Source organism: Streptomyces yunnanensis (genome assembly GCF_029011865.1).
Taxonomy (GTDB): Bacteria; Actinomycetota; Actinomycetes; order Streptomycetales; family Streptomycetaceae; genus Streptomyces; species Streptomyces yunnanensis.
On sequence record NZ_CP095749.1, the window covers coordinates 5,685,868 to 5,710,274 of the forward strand.

Annotated in this window: 21 protein-coding genes and 1 tRNA gene; 8 read left to right on the forward strand and 14 right to left on the reverse strand. The window is 72.3% G+C overall.

Features of this window, described 5'->3' with window-relative positions; translation table 11 throughout:
• The first annotated feature begins 165 nt into the window (after positions 1-165).
• Positions 166-879 (forward strand): response regulator transcription factor, encoded by a 714-nt coding sequence (locus MOV08_RS24900; protein WP_275308881.1) that lies wholly within the window; start codon positions 166-168, stop codon positions 877-879.
• Here the strand turns inward: MOV08_RS24900 and MOV08_RS24905 are convergent.
• Positions 876-1,187, reverse strand: coding sequence for a hypothetical protein (locus MOV08_RS24905; RefSeq protein ID WP_039635714.1), 312 nt, complete (start codon positions 1,185-1,187; stop codon positions 876-878). The genes MOV08_RS24900 and MOV08_RS24905 overlap by 4 nt on opposite strands.
• A 34-nt stretch (positions 1,188-1,221) precedes the next feature.
• Positions 1,222-2,889, reverse strand: coding sequence for a sodium:solute symporter family protein (locus tag MOV08_RS24910; RefSeq protein ID WP_039635715.1), 1,668 nt, complete (start codon positions 2,887-2,889; stop codon positions 1,222-1,224).
• 304 nt (positions 2,890-3,193) lie between these two features.
• On the opposite strand from MOV08_RS24910, the gene galT reads away from it, so the two are divergent.
• From galT to MOV08_RS24930, 4 genes are all read left to right on the forward strand, one after another.
• Entirely contained in the window at positions 3,194-4,240 is a 1,047-nt protein-coding gene (galT, locus tag MOV08_RS24915; protein WP_275308882.1) for a galactose-1-phosphate uridylyltransferase, read from the forward strand.
• Positions 4,237-5,238: a UDP-glucose 4-epimerase GalE gene (galE, locus tag MOV08_RS24920; RefSeq protein WP_275308883.1), complete on the forward strand. Its 1,002-nt coding sequence runs from the start codon at positions 4,237-4,239 to the stop codon at positions 5,236-5,238. The genes galT and galE overlap by 4 nt, the downstream gene beginning before the upstream one ends.
• 50 nt (positions 5,239-5,288) lie before the next feature.
• A complete protein-coding gene (gene galK / locus MOV08_RS24925) occupies positions 5,289-6,464 on the forward strand; it encodes a galactokinase (RefSeq protein ID WP_275308884.1) in 1,176 nt (391 codons plus the stop codon).
• 247 nt (positions 6,465-6,711) lie between these two features.
• Positions 6,712-7,494 (forward strand): response regulator transcription factor, encoded by a 783-nt coding sequence (locus MOV08_RS24930; protein ID WP_039635722.1) that lies wholly within the window; start codon positions 6,712-6,714, stop codon positions 7,492-7,494.
• A 30-nt stretch (positions 7,495-7,524) separates the two neighbouring features.
• On the opposite strand, the gene MOV08_RS24935 is transcribed toward MOV08_RS24930, so the two are convergent.
• From MOV08_RS24935 to MOV08_RS24945, 3 genes are all read right to left on the reverse strand, one after another.
• Positions 7,525-9,543, reverse strand: coding sequence for a beta-galactosidase (locus MOV08_RS24935; RefSeq protein WP_275308885.1), 2,019 nt, complete (start codon positions 9,541-9,543; stop codon positions 7,525-7,527).
• Between the two features lie 122 nt (positions 9,544-9,665).
• On the reverse strand, positions 9,666-10,481 hold the full coding sequence (locus tag MOV08_RS24940; protein WP_107080337.1) for an SDR family NAD(P)-dependent oxidoreductase: 816 nt from the start codon (positions 10,479-10,481) through the stop codon (positions 9,666-9,668).
• An 81-nt stretch (positions 10,482-10,562) separates the two neighbouring features.
• The gene (locus MOV08_RS24945) at positions 10,563-11,060 is read right to left on the reverse strand and encodes a MarR family winged helix-turn-helix transcriptional regulator (RefSeq protein WP_039635727.1); all 498 of its coding nucleotides are present in this window, start codon (positions 11,058-11,060) and stop codon (positions 10,563-10,565) included.
• Positions 11,061-11,262: 202 nt separating this feature from the next.
• On the opposite strand from MOV08_RS24945, the gene MOV08_RS24950 reads away from it, so the two are divergent.
• Positions 11,263-12,084 (forward strand): trans-aconitate 2-methyltransferase, encoded by an 822-nt coding sequence (locus MOV08_RS24950; protein ID WP_039635729.1) that lies wholly within the window; start codon positions 11,263-11,265, stop codon positions 12,082-12,084.
• Positions 12,085-12,230: 146 nt separating this feature from the next.
• On the opposite strand, the gene MOV08_RS24955 is transcribed toward MOV08_RS24950, so the two are convergent.
• Both MOV08_RS24955 and MOV08_RS24960 read right to left on the reverse strand, forming a co-directional pair.
• On the reverse strand, positions 12,231-12,833 hold the full coding sequence (locus tag MOV08_RS24955) for a TetR/AcrR family transcriptional regulator (RefSeq protein WP_239010383.1): 603 nt from the start codon (positions 12,831-12,833) through the stop codon (positions 12,231-12,233).
• A 121-nt stretch (positions 12,834-12,954) separates the two neighbouring features.
• Complete coding sequence (locus tag MOV08_RS24960; protein WP_078875873.1) at positions 12,955-13,977, reverse strand: acyl-CoA desaturase; 1,023 nt, start codon at positions 13,975-13,977, stop codon at positions 12,955-12,957.
• 262 nt (positions 13,978-14,239) lie between these two features.
• On the opposite strand from MOV08_RS24960, the gene ppc reads away from it, so the two are divergent.
• The gene (gene ppc / locus MOV08_RS24965) at positions 14,240-17,005 is read left to right on the forward strand and encodes a phosphoenolpyruvate carboxylase (RefSeq protein ID WP_275308886.1); all 2,766 of its coding nucleotides are present in this window, start codon (positions 14,240-14,242) and stop codon (positions 17,003-17,005) included.
• A 78-nt stretch (positions 17,006-17,083) separates the two neighbouring features.
• Here the strand turns inward: ppc and pth are convergent, their stop codons facing one another.
• From pth to MOV08_RS24990, 5 genes are all read right to left on the reverse strand, one after another.
• Entirely contained in the window at positions 17,084-17,674 is a 591-nt protein-coding gene (pth, locus tag MOV08_RS24970; RefSeq protein ID WP_275308887.1) for an aminoacyl-tRNA hydrolase, read from the reverse strand.
• An 89-nt stretch (positions 17,675-17,763) separates the two neighbouring features.
• Positions 17,764-18,348, reverse strand: a complete 585-nt coding sequence (locus MOV08_RS24975) for a 50S ribosomal protein L25/general stress protein Ctc (protein WP_275308888.1) — start codon at positions 18,346-18,348, stop codon at positions 17,764-17,766.
• Positions 18,349-18,541: 193 nt separating this feature from the next.
• Positions 18,542-19,516, reverse strand: coding sequence for a ribose-phosphate diphosphokinase (locus MOV08_RS24980; protein ID WP_039635741.1), 975 nt, complete (start codon positions 19,514-19,516; stop codon positions 18,542-18,544).
• A gap of 73 nt (positions 19,517-19,589) precedes the next feature.
• Positions 19,590-21,077 (reverse strand): bifunctional UDP-N-acetylglucosamine diphosphorylase/glucosamine-1-phosphate N-acetyltransferase GlmU, encoded by a 1,488-nt coding sequence (glmU, locus tag MOV08_RS24985; RefSeq protein WP_078875874.1) that lies wholly within the window; start codon positions 21,075-21,077, stop codon positions 19,590-19,592.
• Positions 21,078-21,197: 120 nt separating this feature from the next.
• Positions 21,198-21,269, reverse strand: a tRNA-Gln gene (locus MOV08_RS24990).
• A gap of 254 nt (positions 21,270-21,523) precedes the next feature.
• Here MOV08_RS24990 and MOV08_RS24995 point away from each other — a divergent pair.
• A complete protein-coding gene (locus tag MOV08_RS24995; protein ID WP_275308889.1) occupies positions 21,524-22,960 on the forward strand; it encodes a sensor histidine kinase in 1,437 nt (478 codons plus the stop codon).
• Positions 22,961-22,988: 28 nt separating this feature from the next.
• On the opposite strand, the gene MOV08_RS25000 is transcribed toward MOV08_RS24995, so the two are convergent.
• Together MOV08_RS25000 and MOV08_RS25005 are read right to left on the reverse strand one after the other, a co-directional pair.
• The gene (locus MOV08_RS25000; protein WP_039635746.1) at positions 22,989-23,534 is read right to left on the reverse strand and encodes an SUKH-3 domain-containing protein; all 546 of its coding nucleotides are present in this window, start codon (positions 23,532-23,534) and stop codon (positions 22,989-22,991) included.
• Positions 23,535-23,542: 8 nt separating this feature from the next.
• Positions 23,543-24,076, reverse strand: coding sequence for a YwqJ-related putative deaminase (locus MOV08_RS25005; RefSeq protein ID WP_039635748.1), 534 nt, complete (start codon positions 24,074-24,076; stop codon positions 23,543-23,545).
• Positions 24,077-24,407: the final 331 nt, after the last annotated feature.

A 24,407-nucleotide genomic window follows, 5' to 3' on the forward strand; every position in this document is an offset into this window, starting at 1 on the left:
GGTCCGGGGGCCGGAAAAGGGGCGGCAATCGGCCCCGATGGGACGGGATTCCCGCGTTCCGGTGGTCTTCTCCCCCCTAAGGGGCGCGCATCGGCGGCCGAGCGTGTAGCTTCCCGGACACACGGAGCGAGACTGGGCAGTCGGGGAGTTGAGGGGGTCCGCCCGATGGGCGTGCGGCTCATGGTCGTCGACGATCACCGCCTGCTCGCCGAGGCGCTCGCCTCGGCCCTGAAACTGCGGGGGCACCGGGTACTGGCGGCCGCCGCGCCCAGCGCCGGGGCCGCGGAACTGGTGGTGAGCCGGTCGCCGGAGGTGTGTCTGCTGGGCACCGCGGGGCCGGCCGAGCCGGGTGTCTTCGACCCGGTCGTCCGGATCAAGAAGGAACGGCCGCAGATCGCGGTGGTGGTGCTCGGGCCGGTGCCCAGCCCGCGCGGGATCGCCGCCGCCTTCGCCGCCGGGGCCTCCGGTTACGTCCGCAACGACGAGCGCATCGAGGGCGTCGAGCGGGCGATGCTCAAGGCGCGGGCGGGCGAGGCGGCGGTCGCCCCGCAACTGCTCCAGCAGGCGTTCGGGGAGCTGCTGCACCCCGCCGCCCAGCCTGACGACGAGGGGGCGCGGCTGCTCCAGCTGCTCACCCCGCGCGAGGTGGAGGTGCTGGTCCGGGTCGCGGAGGGCGAGGACACCCGGGTGATCGCGGCGGGCATGGCGATCGCCCCGAGCACCGCCCGTACGCATGTCCAGCGGGTGCTGATGAAGCTGGAGGTGGGCTCCCGGTTGGAGGCGGCCGCGCTGGCCGCCCGGACCGGCCTGCTGGAACGCGTCCAGCGGTCCCGGTCGGGCCAGGGCCAATCGGGCGGGTCGGGGCCGGACCGGACCTAGGGCCGGGCCTGGGACCGGGCGCCCGGCTCCTCCGGGAGGTCCTCCGCGGCGGGCGGGACGGTGGGCCGCAGCTTCAGCCACACCAGGAAGAACAGGCCGAGCGCGAGCATGCCCAGGCCGGTCCAGAGGTTGATGTTGATGTCCTGCGCCTTGCGCAGGTCGGCGTCGGAGGCGGTGAGCCCGGCGATCGTGACCATCACGCCGTAGACGACGAACAGGCCGCCGATGATGCGCCGGACGTCGAAGAGCCGGGCCGCGGTGGCCGACGTGCGCTCCAACTCGCTCACTTCGTTGTGCAGTTCGGACATGGCGGGGTCTCCGGTCAAGGTGAGTCAGGGTGAGTCAGAGCGAGTAGGGCAGGTAGCAGAGTGCGGCGAGGGCGACGGCGCCCCAGCCGAGCAGCGCGGGCTTGCGGTACCAGGCGTCGTCGCCCTCGGAGGGCAGCTCCTCCAGGCCCGGTGCCGTGGTTCCCCACACCAGCCCGGCCAGCTCGGCCTCCGGCTTGGGCGCGGTGAAGAGCGTGACGACGACCATGACGAGCGCGCCCGCGACGAAGCCGACGATCGCGGAGACGAAGTTGGCGCCCTGGTCGGTGGGGATGGTGATGATGCCCTGCTTGTAGATCCAGAAGTAGTTGAGCATCGCGGCGGTGGTGCCGGCGAGCAGGCCCCAGACACCGGACTTCACCGAGGCCCGCTTCCAGAACATGCCGATGATGAAGACCACGAACATCGGCACGTTGAAGAAGGAGAACAGGGTCTGGAGGTAACCCATGATGTTGGAGAACGACGAGGCGATGAAGGCGGTGCCGATCGAGGCCAGCACGCCGATCGCGGTGATCAGCCGGCCGAAGCGCAGGTAGTACCCGTCGGGCCGGCCCGGCTTCACGTACTTGGCCCAGATGTCGTACGTGAAGACGGTGTTGAAGGACGAGACGTTGGCGGCCATGCCGGCCATGAAGGCGGCGAGCAGGCCGGTGACGGCGATGCCCAGCACGCCGTTGGGCAGCAGCTCCTGCATCAGGTAGGGGATCGCGTCGTTGTACTGCAGGCCGCCGGGGGCGCCGATCTTCGGGACGAGGACGGCGGCGACCAGGCCCGGGATCATCACCAGGAAGACGATGAACATCTTCGGGAAGGCGGCGATGAGGGGGGTGCGCTGGGCGGCGGAGAGGTTCTTCGCGGACAGTGCGCGCTGCACCTCGGCGAAGTTGGTGGTCCAGTAGCCGAAGGAGAGCACGAAGCCCAGGCCGAGGATGATCGTCAGCCAGTTGGCGCCCAGCGGGTTGGCCTGGCCGATGCCCGTACCGCCCCAGGCCGTCAGGAAGTCGTGGCCGTGCGACGAGGTGAGCGAGTGGGTCAGGCCGCCCCAGCCGCCGACCCGCTTGAGGCCGAGGACGACCAGCGGGATGAGCGCGGCGAGGATCACGAAGAACTGCAGCACCTCGTTGTAGATCGCCGAGGAGAGGCCGCCGACGGTGATGTAGGCGAGGACGAAGAGCCCGGCGACGACGATGGCCACCCACTGCGGCCAGCCGAGCAGCGCCTCGACGACGATCGACAGGGCGTAGAGGTTCACGCCCGCGATCAGGACGGCGGCGAAGGCGAAGAGTATCGAGCTGAGCAGGTGCGCCGACCTGTCGAAGCGCTGGAGCAGGAACTCCGGTACGGAGCGGACCTTCGAGCGGTAGTAGAAGGGCATCATGACCAGGCCGAGGAAGACCATGGCCGGGATGGCGCCGATCCAGTACCAGTGGACGACCGCGACGCCGTACTGCGCGCCGGTGGCCGCCATCCCGAGGATCTCGGTGGCGCCGAGGTTGGCGGCGACGAACGCGAGCCCGGTGACCCAGGCGGGCAGCGACCGCCCGGACAGGAAGAAGTCCAGGCTCGTCTTCACGCTGCGCCGGGCGGCGAAGCCGATGCCGAGGACGACGACGAAATAGATGGCCAAGATCGCGTAGTCGAGCCCGTTGGTCGGGAGTCGTAGCCCGTCGGCCAGAGTGATCATGGGCCCTCTTTCCGGGGAGTGCTGCCTTTTCGGGGGCGCAGCGGCGTGCGCCAAGCGAACGCACAAAAACGTACGCACAGTCGTCCGAAAACTGAATAGTTTTGTTTGATTCAGTTGTTGGATCATGGGTGATGGTTTTTGAATGTGCCGCTATTTATCCGCTATGACCGTTATGCGAGGTCGGGGGGCCGCACCTTGAACCCAACGGAGCGATCACGACCGCGCGTTGACGATGCTGTTCGGTTGTGCTTCATTGTGTTTGTTTGTGTTTGGGTGGTGTGGCCGCCATGGTGAGGAGCTCCCGGTGAAGAAGACGACGACCCGGCTCGCGGACGGCCGGGAGCTGATCTACTACGACGCGTCCGACGACACCGTCCGCACCGCCACCGACCCCCGCCCCCTCGACCCGGTCGCCACCGCCGCCGAGGTCCGCGCCGACCCGCTGCTCGGCGACGCCGTCGCGATCGCCTCCCACCGCCAGGGCCGCACCTACCACCCGCCGGCCGACGAGTGCCCGCTGTGCCCCTCGCGCGAGGGCCGGCACACCGAGATCCCCGCCGACGCCTACGACGTCGCCGTCTTCGAGAACCGCTTCCCCTCCCTGGCCGGCGACCACGGCCGCTGCGAGGTGGTCTGCTTCACCCCCGACCACGACGCCTCGTTCGCCGACCTCACCGAGGACCAGGCCGCACTCGTCCTCGACGCCTGGACCGACCGCACCGCCGACCTCTCCCGGCGCCCCGGCGTCGCCCAGGTCTTCTGCTTCGAGAACCGCGGCGCCGAGATCGGCGTCACCCTCGGCCACCCGCACGGCCAGATCTACGCCTACCCCTTCGTCACCCCGCGCACCGAGCGGATGCTCGCCTCGCTCGCCGCGCACCGCGAGGCCACCGGCCGCAACCTCTTCGACGACGTCGTCGCCCGCGAACGCGCCGACGGCCGCCGGGTCGTCCTCGACGGCGACCACTGGGTCGCCTTCGTCCCGTACGCCGCGCACTGGCCCTACGAGGTCCACCTCTACCCCAGGCGCCGGGTCCCCGACCTGCTCGCCCTCGACGAGCCCGCCCGCACAGAGTTCCCACAGATCTACCTGGAAGTCTTGCGGCGGTTCGACCGGATCTTCGGCCCGGAAGCGCCCCCGACGCCGTACATCTCCGCCTGGCACCAGGCGCCCGTACACGCCGCGGACCGCTCCCAATTCGCCCTCCACCTAGAGCTCTTCACCGTCCGCAGGACTTCCGGCAAGCTGAAGTTCCTCGCGGGTTCCGAGTCCGGCATGAACGTGTTCATCAACGACGTGCCGCCGGAGATCGCGGCCGACCGACTGCGAGAGGTAGCGAGCAAGTCATGAGCAAGTACCTGGTGACGGGCGGAGCGGGCTACGTGGGCAGCGTGGTGGCCCAGCACCTGCTGGAGGCCGGACACACCGTCACGGTCCTCGACAACCTCAGCACCGGCTTCCGCGCCGCCGTCCCGGCCGGCGCCGCGTTCGTCGAGGGCGACATCCACGACGCCGCCCGCTGGCTCGACGCCTCCTACGACGCGGTCCTGCACTTCGCCGCGTTCTCCCAGGTCGGCGAGTCCGTGGCCAAGCCCGAGAAGTACTGGCAGAACAACGTCGGCGGCAGCATGGCGCTGCTCGCCGCGATGCGCGCCGCCGGTGTGCGCACCCTCGTCTTCTCCTCCACCGCCGCGACCTACGGCGAGCCGGTCGACACCCCGATCACCGAGACCGACCCGACCGCCCCCACCTCGCCCTACGGCGCCAGCAAGCTCGCCGTCGACCACATGATCGGCGGCGCGGCCGCCGCGCACGGCCTGGCCGCCGTCTCGCTGCGCTACTTCAACGTCGCCGGCGCCTACCGCGGCTGCGGCGAGCGCCACGACCCCGAGTCGCACCTCATCCCGCTGGTCCTCCAGGTCGCCCAGGGCCGCCGCGAGGCGATCTCCGTCTACGGCGACGACTACCCGACCCCCGACGGCACCTGCGTGCGCGACTACATCCACGTCGCCGACCTCGCCGAGGCCCACCTCCTCGCCCTCAAGGCCGCCGAACCGGGCGAACACCTCATCTGCAACCTCGGCAACGGCAACGGCTTCTCGGTCCGCGAGGTGATCGAGACCGTCCGCAAGGTCACCGGCCACCCCGTCCCCGAGGTCGCCGCCCCGCGCCGCCCCGGCGACCCGGCCGTCCTGGTCGCCTCCGCACGGACCGCCACCGACCGCCTCGGCTGGCGCCCCACCCGCACCGACCTGGCCGGAATCGTCGCCGACGCCTGGGAGTTCGCGCAGGCCACCGCCGACCCGGCACATTCCGACCCGGAAAATTCCAGCCCGTCCGGCGTTTGAGGACCGGGGTCCGGGGCGGAGCCCCGAGCCGACCGCACGAAGGAACCCACGTGACAGACACGGCGCACGGCGCACAGCACACGGCGGCGGCCTTCCGCGCCGTGTACGGGGCGGAGCCCACCGGCATCTGGGCGGCCCCCGGCCGGGTCAACCTGATCGGTGAACACACCGACTACAACGACGGCTTCGTGATGCCGCTGGCCCTCCCGCACACCACCCTCGCCGCCGCCGCACCCCGCACCGACGGGGTGCTGCGGCTGCACTCCGCCGGCGCCGACGGCGGCGTCGTCGAGCTGCGTCTCGACGAGCTCCGCCCGCCGTCCGCCGGGGCCGGCTGGGCCGCCTACCCGGCGGGCGTGGCCTGGGCGATGCGGGCGGCCGGCCTGCCGGTCGGCGGCGCCGACCTGCACTACACCAGCACCGTCCCGCTCGGCGCCGGCCTCTCCTCCTCGGCCGCCCTGGAGGTCGCCACCGCGCTCGCCCTCGACGACCTGCACGGCCTGGGCCTGCCCCGCGAGGAGCTGGCCCGGCTCGCCCAGCGCGCCGAGAACGCCTTCGTCGGCGTGCCCTGCGGGATCATGGACCAGACCGCCGCCGCCTGCTGCACCGCCGGCCACGCCCTCTTCCTCGACACCCGCGACCTCACCCGCCGCCACGTTCCGTTCGATTTGGCGGCGGAGGGGCTGTGCCTCCTCGTCGTCGACACCCGCGTCCGCCACCAACTGGGCGACGGCGCATACGCGGAGCGGCGCGCCGGATGCGAACGCGGCGCGCGGGCGCTCGGCGTGCGTGCGCTGCGCGACGTCCCGTACGCGCACCTGTCCGCGGCCCTGGACACGCTCGCCGGCGACCCGGTCGTCCAGGCCCTGGTCCGCCACATCGTCACCGAGAACCACCGGGTGGAACAGACCGTCGCCCATCTCGACGCGGGTCACCCCCGTGCCATCGGCCCCCTGCTCACCGCCGGACACGCCTCCCTCCGCGACGACTTCAAGATCTCCTGCGCCGAACTCGACCTCGCCGTCGACACCGCCCGCGCCGCCGGCGCGCTCGGCGCCCGGATGACCGGTGGCGGCTTCGGCGGCTCCGCCCTCGTCCTCGTCGAGGAGGACGCCGCACCGGCCGTCACCGAGGCGCTGTACGGGGCGTTCGCCGCCGCCGGCCACACCGCCCCGCGGATCTTCCCGGCCGTCCCCGGCCCCGGCGCCCACCGCCTGGCGGTGTAGGCCCCCGTCAACCTCCCGCCTGCCGCCGCGCGCCCCCGCCACTTTCGTCAATCACCTTCCCCCGCCGCACCCCGTCCGTACGCTGTCACCAGCGCCGGTGGGGGCCGGTGCCGACCAGGGGGCGAGGCCGTGGGGGGCACGCCCGGGGCGGGTGGCCGGGGGCCGCGGCGTCAGCCGTGCGGCTGAGGCGATCTTCAAACCGGGCGCCGTGCCCGCTATGGTCCGTTCACCGAGACAGGGGGTCTCTGTGCAACGAATCCGGGTTCTGGTGGTCGACGACCACCGCATCTTCGCCGAATCCCTGGCGGCCGCACTGGCCGCGGAAGTGGACGTGGACGTCGCCGCGGCGGGCAGCGCCCCGGCGGCGCTGCGCACACTGGACCGGGCCGCCTCCGACGGCCGCCGCTTCGATGTCCTGCTCGCCGACGCCGACCTGGCCGCACCGCTGCTCGCGGTGCCCGCCCAGGGGCCCGCCCGCGACGGCGCGCCCCGTGAGAGCCCGCCCCGCGGCGGCCCGACGGACGGCATCGCGCTCGTCTCCGGCCTGCGCACCAGCCACCCGTACCTGCGGACCGTGGTCCTCGCCGACCGCGACGACCCGCGCCGGGCCGCCGCCGCCCTCCAGGCCGGCGCCTCCGGCTGGGTCGCCAAGGACTCCTCGCTCTCCCGGCTGCTGGCCGTCATCCGCGGCGTCCTGCGCGACGAGACGCATCTGCCGCCCGCCCTGCTCACCGGCGTCCTGCGGGAGCTGACCGCGGCCCGCAAGCACCGCACCGAGAGCGAACGGCTGGTGGAGTCGCTGACCCCGCGCGAACGCGAGGTGCTGCGCTGCATGGTCGCGGGGCTGGGCCGCAAGGCGGTCGCCGAGCGGCTCTTCCTCTCCCCGCACACCGTCCGCACCCACATGCAGAACGTGCTGGGCAAGCTCGGCGTGCACTCCACCCTCGCCGCGGTCGCCCTGGCACGCCGGGCCGGCGTCGGCCCCGCCGAGCTCGAAGGGGCCGCGGCGGGCCCGCTCACCGTGCCCTGACCCCGGCCCCGGCCCGACGGCCCGGACGGATCACCCCGCGGCGCCCCCACCGCCCTCCGGACCCGGACCGGTCAGCACGGCCACGCCCCGGGCGGCCAGCTCCACCCGCGTCACCGCCGCCGCCCGGGGCGCCAGAGCGTCCCGCAGCGGCTCCGGCAGCGGCACCTCCACCGCCCGGCACCCGTGGTTGAGCAGGAACACATACCGGCCCCCGGCGCCCTCCCGCACCGTCGCCTGCACCCCCGCCGGCAGCCCCGGCAGCACCGGCGCCACCCCCGCCGCGGCCCGCACGTCGTCCAACAGGGCCCGCAGCAGCGCCGGTTCGAGCCGGGTGCCCAGGTACCAGGCCGTGCCCCGCCCGTAGTCGTGCCGGGTCACCGCGGGCCGCCCGGCCAGCTCCCCGTCCAGGAACCGCGCCACCACCTCCGCGCCCGCCGGCACGATCTCCTCCGTCCACAGGTCGGCCCGCCCGCCGTGGGCCCCCGCGCCCCCCACCGCCACCGACGCCCCCTCCGCCAGCGGCCAGAACTCCGCCACCCGCAGCCCCAGGAGTTCCCGCAGCGGGCCCGGATAGCCCCCGGGGTGCACCCGGTCGCACGCGTCGACGATCCCCGAGAAGAACGACACCACCAGGTGGCCGCCGCCCCGGACGTACGCCGCCAGCCGCGCCGCGTGGTCGGCCGTCAGCAGGTACAGGTTGGGCACCACCACCATCGGGTACGGCGTGAGGTCCCGGTCCGGCGGCACCACGTCGCACGCCACCCCCGCCTCGAACAGCGGGCGGTAGTGCGCCAGCGCGCTGTGCGAGTGGTCCAGCGCGGCGGACGGCCGGGAGTCCAGCTCCAGGGCCCACCAGCTCTGCCAGTCCGCCAGCAGCGCCACCGACGCCCGCGACCGGGTCCCCTCGATCCCCGGTACCGCCGCCAACTCCCGCCCCAGCTCGCACACCTCACGGAAGATCCGGGTGTCCGTCCCGCCGTGCGGCAGCATCGCCGAGTGGAACTTCTCCGCCCCGCCCCTCGACTGCCGCCACTGGAAGAACAGCACCGCGTCCGCGCCCTGCGCCACCGCCTGCCAGCTCCACAGCCGCATCGCGCCGGGCGGCTTGGGCCCGTTGCGGCGCCGCCAGTTGACCGCGCCGGCCGCCTGCTCCAGCAGCAGCCACGGCTGCCCGCCGCGCGCCGACCGCATCAGGTCGAAGACGTAACCCGCCCGGACGTGGTCGTCCGGCACGTACGGGTCCTGGTAGAAGTCCAGCGCCACCACGTCCATCGACGGCGCCCAGCCGAACGCGTCCACCGGTTTGTGCTGCGGCATCAGATTGGTGGTCACCGGCACCCCCGGCGCCAGCCGGTCGAGCACCGCCCGCTCGGCCAGATAGCAGTCCTTCAGCGCCTGGTCGCCGAACCGCAGATAGTCCAGCTGCTGCGCCGGATTGGCGAACGTCGGCGCGGTCCGCGGCGGCAGCACCTCCGCGAAGTCCCCGTACGCCTGCGACCAGAACGACGTCGACCAGGCGTCGTTGAGCGCCGCCACGGTCCCGTAGCGCTCCCGCAGCCAGCGCCGGAAGTCCTGCGCCGACACCTCGCAGAAGCACTGCCGGGTGTGGCACCCGTACTCGTTGCCCACATGCCACATGGCCAGCGCCGGATGGTCGGCGTACCGGGTCGCCAACTGCTCCACCAGCCGCACCGCGTGCGCCCGGAACACCGGGCTGGACGGGCAGAAGTGCTGCCGCGCGCCCGGCCAGCGGCGCTGCCCGTCCGGCCCCTCCGGCAGGATCTCCGGGTGCGCCCGGCTCAACCACGGCGGCGGCGACGCGGTCATGGTCGCCAGACACACCTCGATCCCGGCGCCCGCCAGCCCGTCCAGCACCCGGTCGAACCACCCGAAGTCCCATTCCCCCGGCCGGGGTTCGACCTTCGCCCAGGAGAAGATCCCGGCCGTGACCATGGTGACGTGGGCCGCCTTCATCAGCTCCAGGTCCTGCGCCCACACCTCCTCCGGCCACTGCTCGGGGTTGTAGTCGCCGCCGAATCGGATGCCCATCGGACCTCCTGGCTCGCATACGGGATTCCGGCGCCGGGCGGCCCTGGGGCACACCGCGGCGCCACGTCACGGGCGTCGCCCGCCACGACCGCCCGCGGAGCGCCGCCCCCTTCAGGTCTGCCTCACGAGGAGTTCTTGTACACGCTCCAGCCGCCGTCCACGACCAGGCTCGCCCCCGTCACGAACGACGCCTCCTCGGACAGCAGGAACGCGATGGCCGCCGCGACCTCCTCGGGCCGCCCCAGCCGCCGGGCCGCCGTCTCCGCCGCGCTGGCCCGCCGCTGCTCCTCGTCGATGCCGTCCCACGCGGCGGTCAGCACCGGCCCCGGCAGCACGCAGTTGACCCGCACCTCGGGTCCGTACTCCACCGCCAACTGCCGCCCCAGCCCGGTCAGGCCCGCCTTGGACGCCGCGTACGCCGGCCGTCCCGGCAGCCCCACCAGCGCGTGCACCGACGACGTGAGCACCACCGCGCCGCCGCGCGCCCGCAGGTCCGCCAGCACCGCCCGCACGCCCAGGAACGCCCCGGTCAGATTCACCCCCAACTGCCGGTCCCAGTCCGCCGGCGAGGTCTGGTCGGCCGGTGCCATGTGCGGCAGGTAGGCGTTGCTGACCAGGCCGTCCACCGGCCCGTAGCGGGTGTGTGCCGCGGCGACGGCCCGCCGCCAGTCGTCCTCGCCGGCCACGTCGCAGTGCTCGTAGGAGGCCCGTCCGCCGGCCGCCCGGATGTGCCGCGCGGTGCGTTCCCCGCGGGCGTCGTCGATGTCCAGCAGCAGCACCGCGGCGCCCTCGGCCGCCAACCGGTCCGCGGTCGCCGCTCCGATGCCGCCGGCGGCCCCGGTCACCAGCACCGTCCGCCCCGCGAACCGCCGCCTCCGTCTGCCCGCGCCGCCGTAGTACGGACCTACTGGCGCCCCGTCCGTCCCCTGCTGGCTCATGCCATGATCCAAGCCCACCCCGGGCCGGCCCGGCAAGAGGACGCCGGTCGCGTGGACCTATGGCCCTAGGGCCCTATGGCCTTAACTCGGCACGTTGTCAAACGGTCCGGTCAACCGACGCAGCAGACCGGCCAATTCGTGGCGCTGCGCGCGCGACAGCTCGGCCAGGATGGCGCGCTCCTGTGTCAGCAGCCCGGCCAGCGACTCATCGGCCTTGTCACGGCCGTTGGCCGTCAGGCGGACCAGCACGCCGCGCCGGTCGCTGGGGTCCGGCAGCCGCTCGACCAACTCCTTCTTGGCGAGCCGGTCGATGCGGTTGGTCATCGTGCCGGAGGTGACCAGCGTCTGGGTGAGCAGTGCGCCGGGGGAGAGCTGGTAGGGGGCGCCGGCGCGCCGCAGCGCGGTCAGTACGTCGAACTCCCAGGGCTCCAGGCCCACCTCGGCGAACGCGAGACGGCGGGCCCGGTCGAGGTGCCTGGCCAGCCTGGAGACGCGACTGAGGACCTCCAGCGGCTCCACGTCGAGGTCCGGGCGCTCGCGGCGCCATGCTGCGACCAGTCGATCGACCTCGTCCTCCATGGCGATCAGTGTAAAGGGTCTGTCGATGTAAAGTCTCTTGATGACAAGTATCTCGACGTCGAGATATATTTTGCTGGACTACTGGGCATCGTGGCCGCGAGCTCGGAATCCATCCGAGATGGCCAGAACTCGATCGAACGGCGTTCGGATCGATGCACCGCAAACCCGTGCCGGCCCTGTACGAGCAAAGGGGTTATCGAACATGCACGACGTACCGACCTGGGATCCGCAGCAGTATCTCCACCACTCCGGTCACCGCACCCGGCCCTTCCACGACCTCCTCGCCCGGATACCACAACTTCCCCGCCCCGGCCGCCCCGCCCGGATCGCCGATCTCGGCTGCGGCCCCGGCAATGTCACCGTCCAACTCGCCGACCGCTGGCCGGACGCGCACATCACCGGCTTCGACAACTCTCCCGAAATGCTCAAGGAAGCCGAGTCCCACGCCGGCCCGACCCCCGGCGGCGGCCACCTCGACTTCGCCCCCGCCGACGCCGCCACCTGGACCCCCGAAGAGCCCTACGACCTGATCGTCTCCAACGCGGCCCTGCAATGGGTCCCCAACCACCCTGATTCCTTCGCCCGCTGGATCGACGCCCTCACCCCCGGCGGCACCTTCGCCTTCCAGGTCCCGGGCAACTTCACCTCGCCCAGCCACGCCCTCCTGGGCGAACTGTGCGACGCGCCCCAGTGGCGCGACCGGCTGGACCGGCACGGCCGCCGCTTCGTCCACATCCTCGACCCCGCCGACTACCTACAGCGCCTGACCGACCTCGGCTGCTCCACCGACGTGTGGGAGACCACCTACGTCCAACTGCTCCAGGGCGACGACCCGGTCCTCGACTGGGTCAAGGGCACGGCCCTCCGCCCCGTCCTCACCGCCCTCGAAGACGATCCGGAGGCCCGCGACGCCTTCCTCGCCGAATACCGCGACGCCCTGCGCCGCGCCTACCCGACCGGCCGCCACGGCACGGTCTTCCCGTTCCGCCGCATCTTCGTCGTAGCCCAGAAGACCACCCACTGACCGGACGCTCCGCAATGAGCACCGGCCTCGACCACATCCAGCTCGCCGCCGGCCTGGGGAGGCAGGAGAAGGCTGCTGGTTCGAGGCCGGCGCGGATCTGCGCGTGCCCTGCGCGCCGTGCGGCGCGGCCCCTCGACGGGGCGACCTCAGTTCTTGCGGTGCCCTATCAACCGCGGCTTGGGCTCCAGATTCCCCAGCCCGTGCCACGCCAGGTTCACCAGGTGCGCCGCCACCTCCGCCTTCTTCGGCTTGCGGGTGTCGACCCACCACTGGCCGGTCAGGGCCACCATGCCGACCAGGGCCTGCGCGTACAGCGGCGCCAGCTTCGGATCGAAGCCGCGGGCCTTGAACTCCAGGCCCAGGATGTCCTCGACCTGCGTGGCGATATCGCTGATCAGCGACGCGAAGGTGCCCGTCGACTGGGCGACGGGGGAGTCGCGGACGAGGATCCGGAAGCCGTCGGTGAACGTCTCGATGTAGTCGAGCAGCGCGAACGCCGCCTGTTCGAGGAGCTCCCGCGGATGCCCCGCGGTCAGCGCGCCGGTCACCATGTCCAGCAGCTGCCGCATCTCGCGGTCCACGACCACCGCGTACAGCCCCTCCTTGCCGCCGAAGTGCTCGTAGACCACCGGCTTGGAGACCCCGGCCTTCGCCGCGATCTCCTCCACCGACGTGCCCTCGTAGCCGCGCTCGGCGAAGAGCGTGCGGCCGATGTCCAGCAACTGCTCACGGCGCTCCGCGCCGGTCATCCGCACCCGCCGGGCCCGCCGGCCCCCCGAGGACGCGGATCCGGAGGCAGCGTTTCTTGAGGACGCGGAGGACTTTCCCTTGCTGCCGTTGTTCGCACTGCTGTCGATCGCCACTCGTCAATCATGCCCCCAGCGGGGCCCTCTCCTCGCCCCGGGCGTCGTCCTTGCGGCGGGCGTCGAGCCGGGCCGCGCTGGGCCACCGCACGTCGTACGCCCATCCCGCCAGCTCGCACCAGCGGATCAGCCGGGCGCTGGAGTCCAGCTGCCCCTTCAGCACGCCGTGCCGGGCGCAGGTCGGGTCGGCGTGGTGCAGGTTGTGCCAGGACTCGCCGCAGGACAGGACCGCGAGCCACCAGACGTTGCCGGAGCGGTCGCGGGACTTGAAGGGGCGCTTGCCGACCGCGTGGCAGATGGAGTTGATCGACCACGTGACGTGGTGCAGCAGCGCCACCCGGACCAGGGAACCCCAGAAGAACGCGGTCAGCGCGCCCTGCCAGGACCATGTCACCAGCCCGCCGACCAGCGGCGGGATCAGCAGCGACACCGTCGTCCACAGGACGAACTGGCGGGAGACCGTGCGGATCGCCGGGTCCTTGATCAGATCCGGTGCGTACTTGTGCTGCGGCGTCTGCTCCTCGTCGAACATCCAGCCGACGTGTGCCCACCACAGGCCCTTCATCAGGGCCGGGACCGTCTCGCCGTACCGCCACGGCGAGTGCGGATCACCCTCCGCGTCGGAGAACTTGTGATGCTTGCGGTGATCGGCGACCCAGCGGACCAGCGGCCCCTCCACCGCCATCGACCCCATGATCGCCAGCGCGATCCGCAGCGGGCGCCTCGCCTTGAAGGCGCCGTGCGTGAAGTAACGGTGGAAGCCGATGGTGATGCCGTGACAACCGATGTAGTACATCGCGGTCATCAGCCCGAGGTCCAGCCAGCTCACGCCCCAGCCCCAGGCCAGCGGCACCGCGGCGACCAGGGCCAGGAACGGCACGGTGATGAACAACAGCAGGGTGATCTGTTCCAGCGATCTGCGCTGCTCGCCGCCCAGCGTCGCGGACGGCAGGGCGGAGGCGGCAGAAGAACCGGCGGGAGTGTCGAGCGGCATGGGTGACTCTTCCACGGCTTTCGGACCAGCGGTCATGTGGTGTCCCTCGTCGGGGGCTCGGGGGCACGGCTACGGCCTACGGGACCGTAACCTACGGTCTCGTAAGTATGGCAGCGACGCCGCTCCGAGCAAGGCCGTGACAGGCCCCGCCCCGGTCGTCCCGGGCCGGGTGCCCACCCTGCGGACGGTGTGATTCCCCCTGGACGGGGAGACCTATCCTGGGGACGTCGGACAGCGCGGTCCGCCACCCGCCCAGACGTGCTCAATGACTGCACCATCCCTGCAAGGAGCCGCACCTGTGAGCAGTGCCGACAACACCCCCGCCGAGCTCGCCACCCCCGGAACTCCCCAGGGCACCAAGGGTGACAACGGTGCCCTGCGCGCCGACATCCGCCGCCTCGGCGACCTCCTCGGCGAGACCCTCGTCCGGCAGGAAGGTCAGGACCTCCTCGACCTCGTCGAACAGGTCCGCGCCCTGACCCGCACCGACGGCGAGGCCGCTGCCCGGCTCCTCGGCGAGACCGACCTGGCCACCGCCGCCAAGCTGGTTCGCGCCTTCTCCACCTACTTCCACCTGGCCAACGTCACCGAGCAGGTCCACCGCGGTCGCGAGCTCCGCGCCCGGCGCGCCGCCGAGGGCAGCATCCTCGCCCGCACCGCCGACATGCTCAAGGACGCCGACCCCGAGCACCTGCGGGAGACCGCCCGCAACCTCGGCGTCCGCCCGGTCTTCACCGCCCACCCCACCGAGGCCGCCCGCCGCTCCGTCCTCACCAAGCTCCGCAAGATCGCCGAGCTGCTGGACCGCATCGACGCCGCCGACCGCCGCCGGGTGGATCTCCGCCTCGCCGAGAACATCGACCTCATCTGGCAGACCGACGAGCTGCGGGTGGCCCGCCCCGAGCCCACCGACGAGGCCCGGAACGCCATCTACTACCTCGACGAGCTCGGCCGCGGCGCGGTCGGCGACGTCCTGGAGGACCTCGCCGCCGAACTCGCCCGCGCCGGCACCGAGCTGCCCGCCGGTACCCGCCCGCTGACCTTCGGCACCTGGATCGGCGGCGACCGCGACGGCAACCCCAACGTCACCCCCCAGGTCACCTGGGACGTGCTGATCCTCCAGCACGAGCACGGCATCACCGACGCCCTGGAGCACGTCGACGAACTCCGCGGCGCCCTCTCCAACTCCATCCGCAACTGCGGCGCCACCGACGAACTCCTGACCTCCCTCCAGCGGGACCTCGACCTCCTCCCCGAGATCAGCCCCCGCTACAAGCGCCTCAACAGCGAAGAGCCCTACCGCCTCAAGGCCACCTGCATCCGCCAGAAGCTCCTCAACACCCGCGAGCGGCTGGCCAGCGACACCCCCCACGTGCCCGGCCGCGACTACCTCGGCACCAGCGAACTCCTCGACGACCTCACCCTGATCCAGACCTCGCTGCGCGCCCACCGCGGCGGCCTGATCGCCGACGGCCGCCTGGAGCGCACCCTGCGCACCATCGGCGCGTTCGGCCTCCAGCTCGCCACCATGGACGTCCGCGAGCACGCCGACGCCCACCACCACGCCCTCGGCCAGCTCTTCGACCGCCTCGGCGAGGAGTCCTGGCGCTACGTGGACATGCCGCGCGACTACCGCCGCAAGCTCCTCGCCAAGGAGCTCCGCTCCCGCCGGCCGCTCGCCCCCACCCCGGCGCCCCTCGACGAGGCCGGCGCCAAGACCCTCGGCGTCTTCCGCACCATCCGCCAGGCCAAGAAGACCTTCGGCCCCGAGGTCATCGAGTCCTACATCATCTCGATGTGCCAGGGCTCCGACGACGTCTTCGCCGCCGCCGTCCTCGCCCGCGAGGCCGGCCTGATCGACCTGCACGCCGGCTGGGCCAAGATCGGCATCGTCCCGCTGCTGGAGACCACCGACGAGCTGAAGATCGCCGACCAGCTCCTCGACGACATGCTCTCCGACCCCTCCTACCGCCGCCTGGTCGCCCTGCGCGGCGACGTCCAGGAGGTCATGCTCGGCTACTCCGACTCCTCCAAGTTCGGCGGCATCACCACCAGCCAGTGGGAGATCCACCGCGCCCAGCGCCTGCTCCGCGACGTCGCCCACCGGCACGGCGTCCGGCTGCGGCTCTTCCACGGCCGCGGCGGCACCGTCGGCCGCGGCGGCGGCCCCTCCCACGACGCGATCCTCGCCCAGCCCTACGGCACCCTCGAAGGCGAGATCAAGGTCACCGAGCAGGGCGAGGTCATCTCCGACAAGTACCTCGTGCCGTCGCTCGCCCGGGAGAACCTGGAGCTGACGGTCGCCGCGACCCTCCAGGCGTCCGCGCTGCACACCGCCCCCCGCCAGTCCGACGAGGCCCTGGCCCGCTGGGACGCCGCGATGGAGACCGTCTCCGAAGCCGCCCACGGCGCCTACCGCCGGCTCGTCGAAGACCCCGACCTGCCCGCCTACTTCTTCGCCTCCACCCCCGTCGACCAGCTCGCCGAACTCCACCTCGGCTCCCGCCCGTCCCGCCGCCCCGACTCCGGCGCCGGCCTCGACGGCCTCCGCGCCATCCCGTGGGTCTTCGGCTGGACCCAGTCCCGGCAGATCGTCCCCGGCTGGTTCGGCGTCGGCACCGGCCTCAAGGCCGCCCGCGAGGCCGGCCTGGACACCGTCCTCGACGAGATGCACGAGCACTGGCACTTCTTCCGCAACTTCCTGTCCAACGTCGAGATGACGCTGGCCAAGACCGACCTGCGGATCGCCCAGCACTACGTCGACACCCTCGTCCCGGACGAGCTCCGGCACGTCTTCGACGTCATCAAGGCCGAGCACGAGCTGACCGTCGCCGAGGTGCTGCGCATCACCGGCGAGGCCGAACTCCTCGACTCCAACCCGGTGCTCAAGCAGACCTTCCACGTCCGCGACGCCTACCTGGACCCGATCTCCTACCTCCAGGTCACCCTCCTCAAGCGCCAGCGCGACGCCGCCGCGGCCGAGGAGCAGCCCGACCCGCTGCTCTCCCGCGCCCTCCTCCTCACCGTCAACGGCGTCGCCGCCGGCCTCCGCAACACCGGCTGACCGCCCCCGCCCCGTACGACGGCGGGCCCGCCCGGAGAAACCTCCGGACGGGCCCGCCGTCGTACGTCGGGGCGCCACTCACGAGTTGTAGGTGCTCTGCGCCCGCTCCAGACCCTCCAGGACCAACGCCTCCACCGCGTCCGCCGCCCGGTCCACGAAGTACCCGAGCTCCTTGCGCTCGGTCGACGAGAAGTCCTTCAACACGAAGTCCGCCACCTGCATCCGCCCCGGCGGCCGGCCGATCCCGAACCGCACCCGGTGGTACTCCGCGCCCAGCGACTTCGTGATCGACTTCAGTCCGTTGTGCCCGTTGTCGCCGCCGCCCAGCTTCAACCGCAGCGCGCCGTAGTCGATGTCCAACTCGTCATGCACCACGACGATGTTGGCCACCGGCACCTTGAAGAAGTCCCGCAGCGCGGTCGTCGGCCCGCCCGACACGTTCATGAACGACGACGGCTTGGCCACCACCACCCGACGGTTCGACGGGCCCGGCGGACCGATGCGCCCCTCCACCACCTGGGCCCGCGCCTTGTGGGCCTTGAAACGGCCCCCCATCCGCTCCGCCAGCAGATCCGCCACCATGAACCCCACGTTGTGGCGGTTGCCCGCGTACTCCGGGCCCGGATTGCCGAGCCCCACGATGAGCCAGGGGCTCGCCGCATCGGTCATGTCCACGTCTCCTCAAAAACGACCCAACCGCCGCCCCGACGCCGCCCGGCGCCGCGACAGCGGTTGGGAAGAAACTACCGCGAGAGGGCTCAGCCCTCGGCGCCCTCGGCCTCGGGGGCCTCGGCCGGGGCCTCCGCCTGCGCGGCGACGACCTGCAGCACCGGGGTGTCGCCCTCGACGGTCAGCGACGCGCCGGCCGGCAGCTCGATGTCCTTGGCGAGCACGGTGTGACCGGCGTCCAGGCCCGCGATCGACACGGTGACGGACTCGGGGATGTGGGTCGCCTCGGCCTCGACCGGCAGGGTGTTGAGCAGGTGCTCCAGCAGGTTGCCGCCGGGGGCCAGCTCGCCCTCGGTCTGGAGCGGCAGCTCGACGCTGACCTTCTCGCCCTTCTTGACGGCCAGGAAGTCGACGTGGACCAGGAAGCGACGGATCGCCTCGCGCTGCACGGCCTTCGGGATCACCAGCTCGTCGGTGCCCTCGCCCTCAAGGCGGATCAGCGCGTTCGGGGTCTTCAGGGCCATCATCAGCGCGTGGCTGTCGACCGCCACGTGCTTCGGCTCCGCACCGTGGCCGTAGATGACCGCGGGGATCTTCGCCTCGCGGCGCAGGCGGCGCGCGGCGCCCTTACCGAAGTCGTTCCGGGCCTCAGCGGCGAGCTTGATCTCGGCCATGTCGCACTCCTCGTATCTGGAAGAAATCTCTGCGGGGCGTCACCCGGCCCACGACAGACCTGCTACGAAGAGCGCGTCGATAACGGACCACCGCCATGAGAAGGCGGCCTCCCTCGCCGAGCAACTCGATGAGTCTACCCGGCCGGGAAGGCCGCCCCAAAGTCGATCTAGCCGGCCACCGCCGGCCGCCGGCTCACTGCTCGTCGAACAGGCTCGTCACCGAGCCGTCCTCGAACACCTCGCGGATCGCCCGCGCGACCGTCGGCGCCATCGACAGCACCGTGATCTTGTCCAGCTCCAGCTCCGAAGGCGTCGGCAGCGTGTTGGTGAACACGAACTCGCTGACCTTGGAGTTCTTCAGCCGGTCCGCGGCCGGGCCGGACAGCACGCCGTGCGTCGCCGTCACGATCACGTCGGCCGCGCCGTTGGCGTACAGCGCCTCGGCCGCCGCGCAGATCGTGCCACCGGTGTCGATCATGTCGTCGACCAGGACGCAGACCCGGCCCTTGACGTCACCGACGACCTCGTGGACGGTGACCTGGTTCGCCACGTCCTTGTCCCGGCGCTTGTGGACGATCGCCAGCGGCGCACCCAGCCGGTCGCACCAGCGGTCCGCCACCCGCACCCGACCCGCGTCCGGCGAAACCACCGTCAGCTTGTCGCGGTCCACCTTCGCGCCGACGTAGTCCGCCAGCACCGGCAGCGCGAAGAGGTGGTCCACCGGGCCGTCGAAGAAGCCCATGATCTGGTCCGTGTGCAGGTCCACGGTGACGATGCGGTCCGCGCCCGCGGTCTTCATCAGGTCCGCGATCAGCCGCGCCGAGATCGGCTCGCGGCCACGGTGCTTCTTGTCCTGGCGCGCGTACCCGTAGAACGGCACGACCACGGTGATGCTCCGGGCCGAGGCCCGCTTCAGCGCATCGATCATGATCAGCTGTTCCATGATCCACTTGTTGATCGGAGCCGTGTGGCTCTGGATCAGGAAGCAGTCCGCGCCGCGCGCCGACTCCTGGTAGCGGACATAGATCTCGCCGTTGGCGAAGTCGAAAGCCTTCGTCGGGACCAGGCCCACACCCAGCTGGTGCGCGACCTCCTCGGCAAGCTCGGGGTGGGCGCGGCCGGAGAAGAGCATCAGCTTCTTCTCGCCGGTCGTCTTGATCCCGGTCACAGCAAATCTCCTTGCATCACAGTTTGCGTGCGCTCATCACGGTACGCCCCGCACGGCGTACCCGTCGGCACAGTCACCGCTCGCCCTCGGGCTTCCGGTCAGACCCCTGACCCGACTCCGATTCCTGACGAGCGGACGAAGCGGCCTGCGCGGCGGCGCTCCCGGGCCGCTTGCGCGCGACCCAGCCCTCGATGTTGCGCTGCTGGCCACGCGCGACCGCCAGCGAACCCGGGGGCACATCCTTGGTGATGACCGAACCGGCCGCGGTGTACGCGCCGTCCCCGATCGTGACGGGCGCCACGAACATGTTGTCCGAGCCCGTCTTGCAGTGCGAACCGACCGTCGTGTGGTGCTTGGCCTCGCCGTCGTAGTTCACGAACACGCTCGCCGCACCGATGTTGGTGTACTCGCCGATCGTCGCATCCCCGACGTACGACAGGTGCGGCACCTTGGTGCCCTCGCCGATCTGCGAGTTCTTCATCTCGACGAACGTGCCGGCCTTCGACTTGCGCCCCAGGACCGCGCCCGGACGCAGATACGCGTACGGGCCCACCGTCGCCTCCGGCCCGACCTCCGCGCCGTCCGCCACCGTGAACGACACCGTCGCCCCGGCGCCCACGGCCGTGTCCTTGAGCCGGGACTGCGGCCCCACCTCGGCGCCCGACGCCAGATGCGTGGAGCCCAGCAGCTGGGTCCCCGGGTGCACCGTCGCGTCCTGCTCGAACGTCACCGACACGTCGACCCACGTGGAGGCCGGATCGACGACCGTCACGCCGGCCAGCATCGCCTGCTCCAGCAGCCGCGCGTTCAGCAGTCGCCGCGCCTGGGCCAGTTGCACGCGGTTGTTGATCCCGAGGATCTCCCGGTGGTCGGCCGCCACCGCGGCCCCCACCCGGTGTCCGGCCTCGCGCACGATGCCCAGCACGTCCGTCAGGTACTCCTCGCCCTGGCTGTTGTCCGTGCGCACCTTGCCCAGCGCGTCGACCAGCAGGCGCGCGTCGAACGCGAACACCCCGGAGTTGATCTCCCGGATCGCCCGCTGGTCCTCGGTCGCGTCCTTGTGCTCGACGATCTCGGTCACCGCGCCGGACGCCGGGTCCCGCACGATCCGCCCGTAGCCCGTCGCGTCCGGCACCTCGGCCGACAGCACGGTCACGGCGTTGCCGTCCGCGGCGTGCGTCTCGCTGAGCCTGCGCAGCGTCTCGCCGGTCAGCAGCGGGGTGTCGCCGCACACCACGACGACGGTGCCGTCCAGCGTGATGCCGTCGCCGCTCAGCTCCTCCAGCGCGGTGCGGACGGCGTGGCCGGTGCCGTTCTGCTCGTACTGCACGGCGGTGCGTGCGGTGGGGTCGATGGCGGCGAGGTGTTCCCGCACCTGCTCGCGGGCGTGGCCGACGACCACGACGAGGTGCTCGGGGTCCAGCTCACGGGATGCGGCGACGACGTGGCCGACGAGGGATCGGCCGCAGATCGCGTGCAGGACCTTGGGGGTCGTCGACTTCATGCGGGTTCCCTCACCCGCTGCGAGAACGACGACGGCGGCCGGGCGGTTGGCGCTCACGGGATGCCCTTCGGCTTCTTGGCTACTTCGGGTGGTGGTCATCCGAAGGATACCGGGGCGTTTTACGGAGGAAACGAGGGCGGGTCCCGACCGGCTGGTCAGGACCCGTGCAGTGCTGCGCTCCCCCGCCAGGACTCGAACCCGGACTTAAGGTACCAAAAACCTCAGTGCTGCCGATTACACCACAGGGGAGTGTAAAGACAGCCAAACCGGACATTCCGTCAGGCTGGCCGCTCGACACCCAACACTATGCCGTACCACCCGCCTTCGATGCGACGGTATGGATCATCACCGCGCGAATCTCGGGCCGCGCAACGGTCGACGGGCCGTCGGCGCGGGAGATTCCACGGCCCCCGCGATGACGGATGGTGAGGGTCGGTGACGGGCCGGAGGCGGGCCGGGAGCGGGCCCGGGAAAGCCAGGCCGGCGCCCGTACGCTGGTCGGTATGACCGCAACGGGGGCAAGTGAGAACGTGACCGCACGAGGCGGGCCGGGGGGCGGTCCCTGGTGGTGGGCGCGGCGGCGCAGCGCGGTGTTGGACGTGCTGCTGGCGCTGGCGTCCACGGTCGAGTGCATGGCGGAGGGGATCCCCTTCGCGCACACCTCCGGGATGCCGGTGGCCGTCGGGGTGCTGCTCGGCCTGGTGGCCGGGCCGGTGCTGCTGGTGCGCCGCCGCTGGCCGGTCGTGGTGGTGCTCACGTCGATCGCGGTGATCCCCGCGGAGATGGGCGCGCTGCTGAGCATCGTCGGCCTCTACACCCTCGCGGCGTCGCACGTGCCGCGACGGATCATCGGGCTGCTGGCCGGGATGACGGCGGCCGGCACGGTGGTGTCGACGTTCTTCAGCATGCGCCAGGACGTCACGGTGCAGCCGGAGTTCCATCCACCGGCGTGGTTCGTGGTCGTGATGGCGCTGGCGGTCGGGCTGGTGCTGACCGCCCCGCCGGTGCTGTGGGGCCTGTACGTCGGCGCGCGGCGGCGACTGGTGGAGAGCCTGCGGGAGCGGGCGGACGGCCTGGAGCGGGAGCTGTCGTTGCTGGCGGACCGGGCCGAGGAACGGGCGGAGTGGGCCCGTAACGAGGAGCGGACCCGGATCGCACGGGAGATGCACGACGTGGTCGCCCACCGGGTGAGCCTGATGGTGGTGCATGCCGCGGCGTTGCAGGCGGTGGCGTTGAAGGACCCGGAGAAGGCGTCGCGGAACGCCGCCCTGGTGGGGGACATGGGGCGGCAGGCGCTGACCGAGCTGCGGGAGATGCTCGGGGTGCTGCGCACCGCGGAGGGCGCGGTGGGGCGCGGGCCGGCGGGTTCGGACGAGCCGGAGCGGTTGGCGGCGGTGGCCTCGCGGGTGTCGCGGCAGGCGGCCGGGAGCGCCGCGCCGGCGTCGGCGGAGTCGGCCGCGGGAGCGGGGCCGGCCGGTGCGCCGGCGGACGCCGCGGAGCCCGCGGGGGAAGGGCCGTGGCTGGTGGAACTGGGCGAACTGGTCGAGCAGTCCCGGGCCGCCGGGATGGCGGTGGAACTCTCGGTGCAGGGCGACGAGGGGGAGTCGGTCACGGCGGACGACGCCGGGCCGCGCTATGCGGCGCGGGTCGAGCAGGCCGTCTACCGGGTCGTGCAGGAGGCGCTGACCAACGTGCACAAGCACGCGCCGGGGGCCCGGGCGCGGGTGCGGCTGGCGCTCCGGGTCGGCGAGGTGGCGGTGCAGGTGGAGAACGGCCCGTCGGAGCGCGGGGCGACCGACGCCGGGCTGCCGAGCGGCGGGAACGGCCTGCTGGGGATGCGGGAGCGGGTCACCGCGCTGGGCGGCGCGTTCGTCTCCGGGCCGACGGACGCGGGGGGCTTCCGGGTGTCCGCGGTGGTGCCGGTGGCGGCCGCGGCCTGAGGCCGGTGCCGCGGCGTCGCGCGTCGCGTCAGTCGGCGGAGACGGTGAGGCGGCTCGGGCGGATGCCCAGGACGAGGGTGCCGAGCGCCTGGTCGAGGTCGGGGCCGAGGTACCAGTCGCCGGTGTGGTCGAGGCTGTAGACCCTGCCCTCGGTGTCGATGGCGAGCGTGGCCTGGGGGTGGGTGGTGCCCCGGGTGGCCTTGGTGTCGGGGAGCTGCTCCTGGCCGAGGGGGGCGATCTCGGTGTCCAGCGCGCGGCCGAGGTCGCCGAGGGTGCGGGCGAGGTGCAGGCCGAGGAGCGGGTCGATGACGAACGGCGTGGGGGCGATGTGCCGGCCGGGGCCGGGGCCGGCGATCCGCAGGCCGCCGAATTCGGCCCAGGCTTCGACGGCGGCGGGGAAGACCGTGTGGCGGTGGCCGGCTGGGGAGGCGTGGGTGCGGAGGGTGTCGGCCCAGTGCTCGGCCTGCTGTATGTCCCAGCGGCCCGGTTGCCAGCCGGCGTCGTGCAGGGCGATGTCGACGGCTGCGGGGAAGCGGGTGGATCCGGGCCCGTCGTGGGCGGGGGTGGTCGGCATGGTGGCGATCAGCTCCCTTGGGGCGTCGTCGCCCCGATGGGCATGACGCCGAAGTGGGCGAGGAGGGCGTCGCAGGAGCGGCAGGGCGGTGCGTAGCTGCCGTGCTGGGGGTCGCCGTCCTCGCGGATGTGGCGTGCGGTGATCTTGGAGTGTTTCAGGGAGCGGCGGGCTTCGCCGTTGGTGAGGGGTTTGCGGGAGGCGCGCTTGCCGCGGTTGGCCTCGACCGCGGTGAGGTGCCGGGAGAGCAGGACCGCTTCGGGACATCGGCCGGTGAAGCGGTCGCGCTGCGCGGTGGGCAGGGTGTCCAGGAAGTCCTGGACCAGCGGGTGGAGGGCGGGGGGCTGTTCCGCCTTGCTCGCCGTGCAGGTGAGGGTTTGTCCGCGTACCGACAGGGCGGCGCCGATGGTGGGAAGGATGCCGTCGCGGCGGTGGCGGAGAGCGGGGGCGCGGTCGGCGTCCGCGGTGCCGCTCCAGCCGATGCGGGGGTCTCCGCCGGCGCGGGGGTCGCCAGTGGTGGTCGTGTGGTGTGCGGTGGTGCTCATGGTGGTGCTTCCCTCCCTGCAATCCCCCCGGTTGCGGAGGTCAGATTGCCAAATGTGCTGGGTGTTGCGGTAGTCGGGCGCGCTGTCGGGGATGTCACGCAGGTGTGACGGTTCGTCGGTTGTCCGGTAACGGGGCTGGTGGGCGGCGTGTGCCCGGGTGGCGGCGGGGGCCGCGGGGCGGGGGGTGACGCGGGAGTGTCGTGGGGCTGACGAGCACCGTGCGCGCGCTGCCGTCGTGCCGCGCCGCGGCGCGGTCGGGACGGCGTGGACGGGCGGGGGCCGGACCGGCAGCGGGGGCGACGGGAGGGTGTTGCGGCACCGCATAGGCTGT

Bases quoted from the DNA above. Each gene is read 5' to 3' on its own strand.
- MOV08_RS24900 (WP_275308881.1), top strand. From the start codon at position 166: ATGGGCGTGCGGCTCATGGTCGTCGACGATCACCGCCTGCTCGCCGAG.
- MOV08_RS24905 (WP_039635714.1), bottom strand. From the start codon at position 1,187: ATGTCCGAACTGCACAACGAAGTGAGCGAGTTGGAGCGCACGTCGGCC.
- MOV08_RS24910 (WP_039635715.1), bottom strand. From the start codon at position 2,889: ATGATCACTCTGGCCGACGGGCTACGACTCCCGACCAACGGGCTCGAC.
- galE (WP_275308883.1), top strand. From the start codon at position 4,237: ATGAGCAAGTACCTGGTGACGGGCGGAGCGGGCTACGTGGGCAGCGTG.
- MOV08_RS24935 (WP_275308885.1), bottom strand. From the start codon at position 9,543: ATGGGCATCCGATTCGGCGGCGACTACAACCCCGAGCAGTGGCCGGAG.
- MOV08_RS24940 (WP_107080337.1), bottom strand. From the start codon at position 10,481: ATGAGCCAGCAGGGGACGGACGGGGCGCCAGTAGGTCCGTACTACGGC.
- MOV08_RS24945 (WP_039635727.1), bottom strand. From the start codon at position 11,060: ATGGAGGACGAGGTCGATCGACTGGTCGCAGCATGGCGCCGCGAGCGC.
- MOV08_RS24950 (WP_039635729.1), top strand. From the start codon at position 11,263: ATGCACGACGTACCGACCTGGGATCCGCAGCAGTATCTCCACCACTCC.
- MOV08_RS24955 (WP_239010383.1), bottom strand. From the start codon at position 12,833: ATGACCGGCGCGGAGCGCCGTGAGCAGTTGCTGGACATCGGCCGCACG.
- MOV08_RS24960 (WP_078875873.1), bottom strand. From the start codon at position 13,977: ATGACCGCTGGTCCGAAAGCCGTGGAAGAGTCACCCATGCCGCTCGAC.
- pth (WP_275308887.1), bottom strand. From the start codon at position 17,674: ATGACCGATGCGGCGAGCCCCTGGCTCATCGTGGGGCTCGGCAATCCG.
- MOV08_RS24975 (WP_275308888.1), bottom strand. From the start codon at position 18,348: ATGGCCGAGATCAAGCTCGCCGCTGAGGCCCGGAACGACTTCGGTAAG.
- MOV08_RS24995 (WP_275308889.1), top strand. From the start codon at position 21,524: ATGACCGCAACGGGGGCAAGTGAGAACGTGACCGCACGAGGCGGGCCG.
- MOV08_RS25000 (WP_039635746.1), bottom strand. From the start codon at position 23,534: ATGCCGACCACCCCCGCCCACGACGGGCCCGGATCCACCCGCTTCCCC.
- MOV08_RS25005 (WP_039635748.1), bottom strand. From the start codon at position 24,076: ATGAGCACCACCGCACACCACACGACCACCACTGGCGACCCCCGCGCC.